General features: G+C 56.3%; 13 protein-coding genes. 5 read left to right on the top strand and 8 right to left on the bottom strand.

Annotated features, from left to right (window positions below):
• Window positions 1–60 precede the first annotated feature (60 nt).
• Window positions 61–1,050 carry a DNA-binding protein gene (locus ACFO6X_RS04160; RefSeq protein WP_382430336.1) on the top strand — a complete coding sequence of 330 codons (990 nt, stop codon included), beginning with the start codon at window positions 61–63 and terminating at the stop codon, window positions 1,048–1,050.
• Here ACFO6X_RS04160 and ACFO6X_RS04165 read toward each other — a convergent pair.
• The 8 genes from ACFO6X_RS04165 to ACFO6X_RS04200 all read right to left on the bottom strand — a co-directional run bounded on the left by ACFO6X_RS04165 (window position 1,029) and on the right by ACFO6X_RS04200 (window position 8,509).
• Entirely contained in the window at window positions 1,029–1,697 is a 669-nt protein-coding gene (locus tag ACFO6X_RS04165) for a nitroreductase (RefSeq protein ID WP_382430338.1), read from the bottom strand. The genes ACFO6X_RS04160 and ACFO6X_RS04165 overlap by 22 nt on opposite strands.
• 23 nt (window positions 1,698–1,720) lie before the next feature.
• Window positions 1,721–2,881: a thiolase family protein gene (locus ACFO6X_RS04170; RefSeq protein WP_382430340.1), complete on the bottom strand. Its 1,161-nt coding sequence runs from the start codon at window positions 2,879–2,881 to the stop codon at window positions 1,721–1,723.
• Window positions 2,872–4,344 (bottom strand): AMP-binding protein, encoded by a 1,473-nt coding sequence (locus ACFO6X_RS04175; RefSeq protein WP_382430342.1) that lies wholly within the window; start codon window positions 4,342–4,344, stop codon window positions 2,872–2,874. The genes ACFO6X_RS04170 and ACFO6X_RS04175 overlap by 10 nt, the downstream gene beginning before the upstream one ends.
• A gap of 5 nt (window positions 4,345–4,349) precedes the next feature.
• Window positions 4,350–4,931 carry a biotin transporter BioY gene (locus ACFO6X_RS04180; protein WP_382430344.1) on the bottom strand — a complete coding sequence of 194 codons (582 nt, stop codon included), beginning with the start codon at window positions 4,929–4,931 and terminating at the stop codon, window positions 4,350–4,352.
• 29 nt (window positions 4,932–4,960) lie between these two features.
• Window positions 4,961–5,554 carry an energy-coupling factor transporter transmembrane component T family protein gene (locus tag ACFO6X_RS04185; protein WP_382430346.1) on the bottom strand — a complete coding sequence of 198 codons (594 nt, stop codon included), beginning with the start codon at window positions 5,552–5,554 and terminating at the stop codon, window positions 4,961–4,963.
• A gap of 1 nt (window position 5,555) precedes the next feature.
• Window positions 5,556–6,305, bottom strand: coding sequence for an energy-coupling factor ABC transporter ATP-binding protein (locus ACFO6X_RS04190; protein ID WP_382430348.1), 750 nt, complete (start codon window positions 6,303–6,305; stop codon window positions 5,556–5,558).
• Window positions 6,306–6,312: 7 nt separating this feature from the next.
• The gene (bioB, locus tag ACFO6X_RS04195) at window positions 6,313–7,344 is read right to left on the bottom strand and encodes a biotin synthase BioB (protein WP_382430350.1); all 1,032 of its coding nucleotides are present in this window, start codon (window positions 7,342–7,344) and stop codon (window positions 6,313–6,315) included.
• 283 nt (window positions 7,345–7,627) lie between these two features.
• On the bottom strand, window positions 7,628–8,509 hold the full coding sequence (locus ACFO6X_RS04200) for a LysR family transcriptional regulator (protein WP_382430352.1): 882 nt from the start codon (window positions 8,507–8,509) through the stop codon (window positions 7,628–7,630).
• 130 nt (window positions 8,510–8,639) lie between these two features.
• On the opposite strand from ACFO6X_RS04200, the gene ACFO6X_RS04205 reads away from it, so the two are divergent.
• From ACFO6X_RS04205 to pdxH, 4 genes are all read left to right on the top strand, one after another.
• The gene (locus ACFO6X_RS04205; RefSeq protein ID WP_382430355.1) at window positions 8,640–9,620 is read left to right on the top strand and encodes a TerC family protein; all 981 of its coding nucleotides are present in this window, start codon (window positions 8,640–8,642) and stop codon (window positions 9,618–9,620) included.
• A 93-nt stretch (window positions 9,621–9,713) separates the two neighbouring features.
• Entirely contained in the window at window positions 9,714–11,432 is a 1,719-nt protein-coding gene (locus ACFO6X_RS04210; protein WP_382430357.1) for a sensor domain-containing protein, read from the top strand.
• Window positions 11,433–11,454: 22 nt separating this feature from the next.
• Window positions 11,455–11,868: a lactoylglutathione lyase gene (gene gloA / locus ACFO6X_RS04215; protein WP_382430359.1), complete on the top strand. Its 414-nt coding sequence runs from the start codon at window positions 11,455–11,457 to the stop codon at window positions 11,866–11,868.
• Window positions 11,869–11,889: 21 nt separating this feature from the next.
• Window positions 11,890–12,537, top strand: coding sequence for a pyridoxamine 5'-phosphate oxidase (gene pdxH, locus ACFO6X_RS04220; protein WP_382430361.1), 648 nt, complete (start codon window positions 11,890–11,892; stop codon window positions 12,535–12,537).
• The last annotated feature ends 19 nt before the right edge of the window (window positions 12,538–12,556 follow it).

Consider the following 12,556-nt stretch of genomic DNA (forward strand, 5'->3'; position numbering starts at 1 on the left):
AAATAGATCACGATAACCATTTCTTATCGTGGGCTATTTTCCACCAAAGCCCTGATTCTGATGAATACTCCCTTCCCTACGCCCCGAGGCATCCAGTACGAAGATGTAGCCCAAGCAGCTGATGCCTTGTTGCATGAAGGCTTGCGGCCAACCATTGAGCGCATACGCCAGCGCATAGGCCGGGGTTCGCCCAACACCGTGAGTCCGATGCTGGAGCGTTGGTTTGGTGCATTGGGGCAGCGGCTTCAGGGGGGAGAGGCACCGCAGGAGCAGATGCATGGCTTGCCACCTGCCTTATGGCAGGCATCACAAGATTGGTGGCAGCAAGCCCGCCACGAGGCGGAGCAGTTGGCCGCTGCTGCCTACCGTGCTGACCGGGATGCCTTGCTTGCACAGTCCCAACAACTGGAACAAGACCGGGCGCAATTGAATGCCCGCGAAATCGCCTTGGGTGAGCGTTTGCAGGCGATGGAGGAGTCGCTACAACTTTGCACCCAGCAGTTGCAAGAAAGCAATGAGCGTTGGAAAGCCAGCCAGCGCAGTTTGGCCCAGCGGGAAACCGAGATCACGGCCCAGCATGGGCTGCTAGAGAAACTGACGGCCCAACATGCTGCATTGCAGTTGCGTATAGAAGCAGTTCAAGCGCAGGCCGATGCCGAACGCCAAGCCATGGAGGAGCGTCACCACAACCATGAGCGTCGCTGGATGGCGGAAGTGGATCGGGCGCGACAACACACCAAACAAGTAGTGCAGCAACTCCAGGAGCAAGAGCGCCACAGTGCGGGTTTGCAGACGCGGTTGGAGCAACAACTGGCAGCCCAACAACAACAGGATCAGCAGCAGCAAGCACAGGTGGCGGCATTGCGGCAGGAGTTGGCCAATGCCCAAGGGCAGGCAACGCAGGCAGCCTTGTTGTTGGCGCAACGGCAAAGCCAGCCGGAGTTGACTGCTACGGGCCGGAGCTTGTCCGCCCCCTCGCGTGTGCTGCGCCCGGTGCGGCGCAGCCTAGGCAAAGGCCGTATGCCCCTTCAGCATAAGACGCTGAAATAATCAGCCATGTCCAAACGTTGGGTGCGCGTTTGGTTGATGCGGTGCTGCGTGTCTTCCTGGCCCATCGCCAAGCCACACACCGCGATTTGATCGTCTGCCAACCCCAAACATTCTTTGATCAGTTGGGGGTAGCTCGCAAGTGCCCCAATAGCACAGGTTGCCAGCCCTTGGGCCTGTGCTGCCAGCATCACACTGTGCAGGCACATACCCAAATCCATAAAACCACCGCTGCCAAAGTCCCGGTGTATGGTGACTACCAGTGCGACCGGCGCATCGAAAAAACGGTAGTTCTGCTCAAATTGGGCTGCTCTGGCTTGGGTATCGCCCCGCTCCACACCCAAAGCACCATACAGTGCTTGGGCGGCACTCACTTGGCGTTTGCGCAAATGCATGGGCATGGGTTGGGGAAAATAGTCGTATTCCTCCTGCTCACGCACCCCGGCGCGAAAGGCCGCACACAAGGCGTGCGATAAATGCGCTCGTCTCTCGCCTTGCAAGTACCAAAAATGCCCTGGCTGCAAATTGGCACCACTCGGGGCCCATCGGGCCGTGGTCATGATGTGTTGCACAGTGGCTAAGGGAATAGGGTTGGGCAGAAAAGCGCGCACAGAATGGCGGTCACGCACCAAACGCTCGTAGGTATTCATAAAACGTGTCTCTGCATAGAGGATCACCAAGGGGCTAACAGGGTTGCTGTGCCTAACCCGCCTGCTCCAGCCACACAGGCTATGGCCCGAGCCTGCGGGTGGGCGTGTTTGATTTGGCTAAGCGCCCGAACCAAAGCAATAGCGCCTGAGGCACCAATGGGATGCCCTCTGGCCAGCCCGCCACCTTGTCGATTGATGCATCTGGTAGAGATGCCTAACGCATCGCACAAGGCCAATCCTTGTCCGGCAAAGGCATCATGCAACTCAAAAGCACTTAGCTGCTTAGGATGAAGGCGGTGGCGTTGGAGCAAGCTCTTGACCGGGCCAATCACGCTCAGCATGGGCGCTTCGGGGGAGCTGCCTTGGCTCAAAGAATCTAACCACCGAGCCTGTGGCTGTAAATTCCATCGTTCACATGCTTGTGGTGTGGCTAGCACGACAAAAGCGGCACCGTCGGCTTTGGGTGAAATGCCGACCACTGACAGGCTACAGTCCAAACCCGTGTCGTGTAGGCGGTGCTGGATGGCGGGCATACGGGCCACACGTTGCGCCAGCATCAAGCGGGGATAAGTGTCGTTTGCCAGCCCTGCCACGGGCACTATTTCCATAGCTATCCTCTGTGCTGCTTGCATGGCGTGTTGGTGGCTTTGTATGGCGTAGGCATCTTGTTGTTGGCGGCTGATTCCTAGGTGCTGGGCCGTGTCGGCAGCTGCTTCGAGCATGTCTGGATCACGAAAGGGGGGCGGTGCAAATGCAGGCTGCTCATATCTTTGGGCGATCTCGCCTGGTTGCACAGGCCGGTGCATACGTATGGGGGCACGGCTCCAGGCCTCCACACCGCCTGCAATCACCACTTGCGCCTGCCCCAAGGCCAGCAAGCCACAGGCTTGGGTGATGGCATCGAGTCCTGAACAGCATTGGGTGTCGATCGTCATCGCTGGACAGGCTGTGGACAAGCCTGCTGCCAGTGCCACCATGCGTGCTGGGTTGCCGTTGGCCCCCAAGGCGTTCCCCAACACCAGCGCATCAACGGCACTGACCGGAAGCTGGATTTGCGCGAGCAAATGCTGTATCACAGGAGCGGCCAATTCATGAATTGCCAGTTTGGACAAAGCCCCGCCCACTGGAGCGACAGCACTGCGCGCCCCCCCAAGGATGGGCCAGCCGCCACCCGTCAATGCCATGGTGTGATGCCCTCTTGTGTCCAAGAGTCAGGGCTTCCTACTAAGGATGCCAGCGTTTGTGCAATGGCTGCATGGTCGGTTTTGCCATTGCGGGTCAGGGGCCAAGGGCCGTGCCACAGCCACCACCGCCGTGGCGTTTTATACGGTTCTAGGGCATGGCGACACAGATGCGTGAGGGCTGTCTTAGGAACGGGGTGGGCACCTTCCTTGAGTTGCACCACAGCATGGATACGGTAACCACGCAGCCTGTCTGGCAGACCCAGAACACTGGCATGACCCACCTCGCCGTGGGTGAGCAAGCAAGACTCCACTTCTTCTGGGAAAAAGTTCTTGCCCTGCGTCACGAGCATCCGGTTCTCACGACCACACAAATACAACTGCCCTTGTGCATCGAGCCAACCCATATCCCTTACCGACAACCAATCGTGATGGCGTATGGCGGCAGTAGGGTCTTGGGTATGCACGTAATCCATAAACAGCATAGGACTGCGCACCCAAATGCGCCCTGCTGTGCCCGTTGCGCAGGGTGTGCCTACCGGCCAATCTCCAATACGCAGCTCTACATTGCTAAAGGGTTGCCCCACCACCTGCGAGTCATTGGCACCATCGGCCTCTCGCCAAGCAACGTAACTGGTTTCTGATGCCCCATAAAATTCGATCAAACGGGCGTTAGGAAAAAGTGTGTGCAAACGCGGGGTCTGTTCACGCATCCAGCGGGCACCACTGATCAGAATCAAGGTGGTAGAGGCGATGGGGGGGTGTCCTTGGCGTTGTGCGGTATCGAGCATGAGCAGCAGTTGGCTAGGCACCGCCAGCAACACACAAGCCTGCCCTTGGGCCAAGCTCGCCAGCGTTGCCGATGCAGAAAATCGCTCTTGGACGACGGCGCCTGCACCAGTCCATAGTCCCATCATGGCGCCAAACAAAAACAACGAATGCGACAAGCGACCCGGAGCCGCTACTGGGCCTGTGGCACAGGCACCAAAATCTGTCACGCTGGCCCGAAAACTTTCTGTCCAAGACAAATGGTTTCTGCGAAAGCCCTTGGGTTGGCCCGTGCTGCCCGAGGTAAACCCAATATAACAAGGGGCCAACGCGGGGGGGATGGCCGCCGCTGCCCGTAGATGTGCTGGCTGGGGTAGCCCGGCAATGCTGGCGGCCACCTCGGCCAAGATATGCGAGGGCCACGCAGGATCACCAAGGGCGGCACATCGGCCCGAGGCGATCACGGCCAAGAATTCAATCAAGGTGTCGAGCACACCCATCGTGGTAGGCAACAGCACTGTCTCTGGCAGATTTTGGCTGTCTATTGCTGCCCTCCTAGAATGAACCCGCTGATGCAGTTGGGCAAAACTCAGCGCCGTGTGTTCATTGCGCAACGCCACCACTTCTGGGCGTTGGCGCGCCCACCAATCCAGGGGGCCATGCAATGTAGAGAAGGATTCGTGTGGGTGCCCAGACATGGCTCTCAAGGTTGGCCCCCCAAGCGCCAGTCGGGCATGGCTTTGGACACGGTGTGCACAATCAGGCCACACAGCACGCATTTGACCAAGTCACCGGGGACAAATGCCAAATCTACCCACATGGCTTTCATGACATCCATCTGGGCGACGAGCACCAAGCCCGCAATTCCCATGAGATGCAGGACAAAAACTCCACCTACCGCAGCAGCGACAAAAGCACTGACGCCCGCTTGCCGGGGGGTGACGCATGGCAACCACCGCATGACCAACCCCGTGACCAATGCGGCCACAGGGTAACCCAGCAAATAACCGGCAGATGGTGCCATGAACACACCAATCCCCCCCCGCCCCCCTGCCAGCAGGGGCAGCCCCACCGCCACAGCCAACAGAAACAGTGCCACAGACTGAAAGCCCCGGCGGGCACCCAGTAAACAGCCCGCCAGCATGGTGGCTAAAGATTGCAGGGTAATGGGTACGCCAAAGGGCAGATCGATTTTGGGGATCAAGCCCATCACGGCCATCAAGGCAGCAAACAAAGCAATTAGAGTAAAAGAATAAGACTCATTTCGATCAAAGGTGTAGTTCATATTGTTTTTCCAAGTTCAGATCACACAATTTAGGGGCCGAGACGGAGAAAAAGCGCGTCGGCCACACGCCGAGAAGTCTGGAGCAGTTGCACAATCAACGGCGCCAGCAGGTGCCGTCCGCCAGATTGGCCTGTGCGCAAGCGGTAGGTTTGATCAAGCTTGTGCCATTGAACAAAAAAGTGCTCGGCAAAACGAAGCATCAGCGCCAGTTGCAAAGAAATCCGTTCTGGGTGCAGCCCCAGCCATTGGGCAGGGCGTAGCACCTGTTCCAGAACATCGATCAAATCACTGCTGCGGGTGGTCACGGTCAGGGCCATGCCAAGACAAGCGGCGCAAGCCAAGCGCAACGCACTGGTCACCCCAACTTCCCATTGGCCCCAGAGAGCGTGGAACCCTGCAATCAGCAGTGCAGCCAGCCCCAACGATGTCAACAAACCCCGCATGGCACGCATGGCCTGCCCGAGGCTGCACAGCAATCCCATGCAGAACAAAGCCGTAATAACCAGCGGCCCGAGTCCATCTACCCAAAAGATCCCAGAGCCTATGCAGGCGATGCACCAGAGTTTGATACCTGCCGACCAGTGGTGCAGCCAAGTGATGTGCTGGCTGTATAAGCTGCCCATATCAAGTGCTCCTTGGGCTGCTCACGCCCCATGCAGGCGCTTGTGCCTGCACGGCAGACTCGTATGCACGGCATACCTCGTCTCCCGGCCCATCCGCGCAGATACGTCCAGCGTCCAACCAAATCACCCGCTCAAAACCACGCACATGGTCTAACGCATGGGTGGACACAATCACTTGCTGCGCACAGGTGTCGATGGCGTGGGCCAACGCGATTTGGCCCGGCAAGTCCAGGCTGGCAAAAGGCTCGTCCAGTAACAAAACCTGTGGTTGGGCCAGCAACATGGCGAGCCAGCACACCCATTGCCGTTGGCCTTGGCTCAAACTGCCAATGGAGCGCGAAGCCCAGTGCTGCAACCCATAGGTTTCCAGAAAAGCATGGCTACTTTGACGTGCAGCCTTACGACCCAGACCCGACAAAGTTTGCAAGCTCAGCGCCAGCTCTTCTTCTACCGTTGGGAAAATAATTTGATCTTCAGGGTTCTGGAACATCATGCCTATCAACCGGGCGCGAGGCATCGTGGGCTTGTGGGCGTAAATGTCTTGCCCTTGCACCAGCACCTGCCCTGCATGTGGCGTTTCTAGCCCACACAGCAGCCGCAACAGACTGGTTTTGCCAGCACCGTTGTGCCCAATCAGGCCAATCCGATGCTCCTGCAGGTTGACATCCAAACCTTGAAACACCGTGCGGCCACCACGGGTCAGGCTGACAGCCTTGATGGCACAGCCCATGCAATCGTCTGTGACTAGCATGCTGCACTCAGGCCTGTACCGTGGTTTTGCAGGGCACCAGCCCGAGTTTGGACAACAGGGCGGCATCGGCCTCCACATCTGGGTTGCCCGTCACCAGCAATTTGTCGCCATAAAAAATAGAGTTGGCACCAGCCAAAAAACACAGGGCTTGCACTGCGTCTCCCAGTTGTTTTCTGCCAGCCGACAGACGTATGCGGGCTTGGGGCATCGTGATGCGACAGACCGCCACCACACGCACAAAATCGAAAGGGTCTATAGGATCACTCTCTGCGAGAGGGGTGCCTGGCACCCGCACCAGACTGTTGATTGGCACGGATTCGGGGTATGGTCGTAGGTTAGCCAGTTGTGCAATCAGCCCCGCCCGATGCACGGGCATCTCTCCCATGCCCACAATACCACCACAACAGACACGGATGCCTGCTTCGCGCACCGCAGACAAAGTGTTCAGCCGGTCTTGGTACGCACGGGTGGAGACCACCTCTTGGTAATACTCGGGGGCAGTATCCAGATTGTGGTTGTAGTAGTCCAAGCCCGCTGCTTTCAAGGCTTGTGCTTGGTGTGCCTCCAGCATGCCCAAGGTAGCACAGGCTTGCATACCGAGGCTCTTGACGGTGCGGATGAGCACTGCCATTTTCTCAATGTCTCGGTCTTTGGGCGCACGCCAAGCGGCACCCATGCAAAAGCGTGTTGCCCCTGCCTCCCGTGCGGCCAGTGCCGCCTGATGCACTTCTTCTGGGGCCATGAGTTTGTCAGCCTGCACCTCGGTATCGAATGCAGCAGACTGCGGGCAATAACCGCAGTTTTCTGGGCAGCCCCCAGTCTTCACAGATAACAAGGTGGCCAGCTCCACTTCCCCCGCCGGCCAATGGGCATGGTGTACCTGCTGCGCTTGCCACAGCAATGCATGAAATGGCAGCTCTAGCAGGGCTTGGATTTGCTCCAGTGTCCATGCCATTTCGTGTTTGCCTCCTACTGTCGGATCGCTAGGGCGATGGATATGCACTGGGCATACCTGTGGCGCTGGTACCTGCTGCGTCATGGAAATTCACCTTGAAACCGGCAGTCACATCTGCCGTGGGGCGCGATTCTATGCAGCATTTTTCAGATATGAAAAGGCCAAAGCGCAAAATAAACAGATAAAAAGAGATGGCTACAAATGAGTGCAAATTCGGCAAAAAATAACAGGAGATGGCTGTTTTTATGCTGGATTGCATGTGGGTAAGCAACACTCCAAAAGGGTTGCAACGAACATGCCGCCATTTGTCGCTAAATCACCCTTATCTCCCAATCTTGTGCTGTGAGAAGCCAGAAGATAGGCGCATTTACCCTCTGGTATGGGCCAGCAGTTGCTGCACCAAGGGGTGTTGCCGCCCCCGGCGGCCATAAATGGCGTGGATTTCTTCATGGATGTCTTCACAACGGCCCAATAGCAGCAAACCGGGCATCAGGCCAACATCATCAGCACCAAAACGGCTGACAGGAAAAACACCCAAGCCGCGTGCTGCAAATACTGTCATGAGGGCGCTGTCTTCAAATTCCCCAACCACCTGGGGCCGCAGGCCTTGCTCCTCAAACCAGCGATCCAAGCTGCTGCGTAGCACCGAATGGGCAGTGGGCAAGAGCACCGGCACCTGCTCCAACAGGGCCGGAAATTGGGTGGTGTCGCAGGTTTGCACCAAGCTGGCAGGGCCATACCAATCCACGGGGGATGACACCAGGCGCTCACTGCTCAAGCGCAGGTTGGGGTTGGGGGGGGCTGCCTGTCCGGCCAATACCACATCAAGGTGGTGCTGGGCCAATTCACTTTGCAACTGTTCAAACTCGCCCTCATGGCACAACAGCCGCAACGCACCTGTGCGCAGCACGGGCCATAGCAGGGCATGGGCTGCCAGTTTAGAAATCCCATCGGACAGCCCCACAGCCAGCCTAATCGTGGAGCCGGAGCTGGTTTGGCGCACCTCGTCTTCTAGCCGCTGACCAATCTGAAAAATTTCTTCTGCCCGAGCAAAGACGGCCTTGCCCGCCTCTGTCAAGGCCACGCCACGACCCGCAGGTTTTAACAGTTGCTGCCCCAGCGATTTTTCCAATTCACGCACTTGCACGCTGATGGTTTGGATAGCCATATCCAGCCGTTCGGCAGCACGGGCAAATCCCCCTTCCTTGGCAACGATCCAGAAGTAATGCAGATGGCGATAGTTGAGCATAAGACACTTCGTTTTTTACGAACTAAAAATAAACTTATATCTGATTTATTAGAAATAAGAACACCTGAATAATCCGCCAGCGTTAGGTTTTTTCTCTCTTCAACCCAAAAGTTCAACAAGGAACAACACAATGGAAACCATCGGTACTTGGTGGATGTGGGCGGGGTTCTTCACCATCGTCCTTGTGATGCTGGCCATCGACCTGTTTGTGGTCGGTGGTGGCAAACAGCACCGCGTCTCTTTTAAAGAGGCGGCAACTTGGTCTGGCATCTGGGTGAGCGTCTCCATGCTCTTTGCCGCACTTTTGTGGTGGTACCTTGACAGCACCGCAGGGCGCGAGATTGCCAACGAGAAGGCACTGGCGTTTGTGACCGGCTACCTGATAGAAAAATCACTGGCAGTCGATAACGTCTTTGTCTGGCTGATGCTGTTTAGCTTCTTTGCTATCCCGCTGGAATTGCAAAAGCGGGTGCTGGTCTTGGGTGTACTCGGGGCCATCGTCTTGCGCACGATCATGATCTTTGCCGGTGTTTGGCTGATCACGCAATTCCATTGGTTGCTCTATGTGTTTGGCGCTTTTCTGCTGGTCACAGGCATCAAGATGTGGTGGTTTGCGGACAAGGAGCCCGACTTGGCTAGCAACCCCGTCATCCGCTGGATTCGTCGGCACATGAAGGTGACGGACGAGCTGCACGGCGAGCGATTCTTTGTTCAGAAGCAAGTCTGTGGCCCGCATGGTGATGTGCGCTGGGTACGTTATGTCACGCCGTTGTTTTTGGTGCTGGTGCTGGTGGAGATCAGTGACATCATCTTTGCGGTGGACTCCATTCCCGCCATTTTCGCCATCACGACCGACCCGTTTATCGTGTTGACCTCCAATGTGTTTGCCATCTTGGGTTTGCGCGCCATGTATTTCTTGCTGGCTGACATGGCAGATCGCTTCTCGTTGCTCAAGTACGGGTTGGCCATGGTGCTGATGTTCATTGGTGTGAAGATGATGCTGATGGATCTGTACAAGATTCCAGTCGGTGTGTCGCTGGGCGTGGTGGCAGCCATCATCGGTACATCGGTGGTACTGTCACTGAAAAAGGATGCCCATTCCTCCCATTGAGGTCTGTGGTGTGCGGGGGAGCGTATTTCGCTTCCCCGTGATGTGTAAATATATGTACCATCCTCTACAAGCACCCTGTTGAGGAGCCAGTACATGACTTTGGAGACACCCCTTTCTGCTGCTGAATTGCGTCGCTTGGGGTTGGCCATTTTGACCGACCGCATCGAGATGGCAGCGTTTATCAAAGACAGCCACGGCCGCTATGTCTGGATGAACCCTTATGGTTTGCGGTTGTTTGAAACCAGCCTTGACGCGTTGGTAGGGCGTTCACTGTCGGACTTTATTGGCACCGCACAAGCAGAAGCCATGACGGTGGCTGAACAACAGGTGTTGCGTTTAGGAAAACCCGATCAGCGGGTGGAGCACATGGTGCTGCGGGCATCCGATGAGCGGCGCAGTTTTCGTACGGTGCGTATTCCCATACAGCATGCGCAAAGAGTGGTGGGGTTGTGTGGTTATTCGCAAGAGATCACTGGTCACCTGGCCGATGCGGCCAGCTTGTTGGACAGTAAAAGTTTGCTCGACAACATCCTGAACCACCTACCGGCCCTGATCTATATTAAAGACTGGCATGGGGCTTATCTCTATGCCAACCAAATGACACTCCAAGACTTGGGGCATTCGCTGGGTGAAGTCATTGGCAAAACCGATTTTGATCTGGTGGATGTGGCCAGTGCCCAAAGGTTTAGGGCTATGGATGAGGAAGTGCTCACGAGCCGCCAGAGCCTAGAGCGCGAAGAGACCTTGCGCACCAACAATGGCTTGCACAAGCATTACCTGTCGTTCAAGTTGCCCTTAGAGTTGGATGAAAAGAAACCTTTGTTGTTGGGATTTTCGACAGAAATCACCAACATCAAGCGCACCCAAGAAGCATTGGCGCAATCTGAGGCCAGATTCAGGGCTTTGTTTGAAGCCAGCAGTGAAGCCGTTATTTTGATGACGCCCGAACGCTTCATCGATTGCAATCCTGCGGCTTTGCGTCTCTTTGGGCTGCCCGGCAAAGAAGAGTTTTTGGGTTTTACACCAGCCGATTTGGCCCCAGAGAAGCAGGCCTGTGGCACCCCTTCACAAGAGCGGGCCATGCAAATCATTGCCGAAACCGTTGCGCAGCGCAGCTATCGCACGGAAATCATCATTCAACGTTGGGATACGGCGGAACAGATTCCGGTAGAGATTGTGGCGACTGCTTTGGACATTGACCATGAACTGCTGTTGATGGTGACATTGCGGGATTTTTCTGAACACCGCAAGCAGATCGCACTAATAGAACGCATGGCGCTATACGACCCGCTGACCGATTTACCCAACCGCAAACTGTTAAAAGACCGAATGCAGGTAGCCATTGCTGCCTTGCAACGTCAGCACCGCCATGCTGCCTTGATGTTTCTGGATTTAGACAATTTCAAACCACTGAACGACCGTTATGGGCATCAAGCGGGTGATCTGTTGCTGCGGGAGGTGGGCAGTCGGCTCAAGCGCCATTTGCGTGCTGAAGACACGGTGGCCCGTCAAGGGGGAGACGAATTCATTGTGCTGCTGGTAGATTTGGATGAATCACGGTTGCGAGCAGAACTGCATGCACTCAAGGTGGCTGAGAAACTGCGCCATGAATTGCAATATCCCTACTCCATCGAATTGCAGCCGGGGCGGGTGGTAGAACACCATTGCAGTTGTAGCGTGGGCGTGACGGTGTTTGGCCCTGGAGAAACCAGCATCGATGATGTGCTGCAACGTGCAGACCATGCCATGTATCGGGCAAAAGCCAAAGGACGCAACTGCGTTCGCCTGAGCTTGCCATCGTTTCGCTCCTGAGATGGGGGCACAATTGCTAACTATGCGAGTTCTACATACCATGCTGCGCGTTGGTGATCTTCAACGCTCCATCGACTTCTACACCCAAGTATTGGGCATGCAATTGTTGCGTACCTCCGAGAACCCCGAATACCAGTATTCACTGGCTTTTCTGGGCTTTGAAGGCGGCAACCCTGCGCAAGCCGAGATTGAACTGACCTATAACTGGGGCACCGACCATTACGACCACGGCAATGCCTATGGTCATATAGCCATCGGTGTGTCTGACGCCTATGCCGCTTGCGAAAAAATCCGGGCTGCCGGTGGCAATGTCACCCGTGAAGCTGGCCCCGTGAAGGGAGGCAGTACGGTGATCGCCTTCGTTACCGACCCTGATGGCTATAAGATTGAATTGATCCAACGGGCAGATGTGGCCGCTGGTGTGGGTTTGCGTTGATTATTGCTTGGGGATATTGCCATGACCAGCCCTTCCTCAGCGATTGCCAGCTTGCGCAAAAGCTACGAACGTGCCGAACTCAACGAAGAGGCCTCCCATGCCAATCCGCTCGACCAGTTTGCCCATTGGTTGCAAGAGGCCATCCAAGGAGAACTGCCCGAACCCAATGCCATGACGGTGGCCACAGTGGGTAGTGATTTGCGCCCTAGCACCAGGGTGGTGTTGATCAAGGGCTACGACGAGCGCGGTATCGTCTGGTACACCAACTATGACAGCCGCAAAGGCCGAGAGCTGGCGGGCAACCCCTATGCGGCACTGCAATTCCATTGGGTGGAACTGGAGCGTGTAGTGCGTATTGAAGGGGTGATGGAAAAAGTCAGTCCGGCTGAGAGCGACGAGTATTTTCACAGTCGCCCGTTGGATTCACGCATTGGTGCCTGGGCCAGCCCACAAAGCCAGGTTATTGCCGGGCGCAGTGTATTGGTGGCCAATGCTGCCAAGCACGCCGCTCAATTTCTATTGCAGCCGCCCCGCCCTCCCCACTGGGGTGGCTACCGGCTTCGGCCTGAGCAATGGGAATTTTGGCAAGGCCGTAAGAGCCGGTTGCACGATCGTCTGCGCTACCGCCAAGATCAGGGCATGTGGTTGCGTGAGCGTTTGGCCCCTTAAAACTTACTTTTCCTCAAGG

It is taken from the genome of Giesbergeria sinuosa, from assembly GCF_042652905.1.
GTDB lineage: Bacteria > Pseudomonadota > Gammaproteobacteria > Burkholderiales > Burkholderiaceae_C > Simplicispira > Simplicispira sinuosa.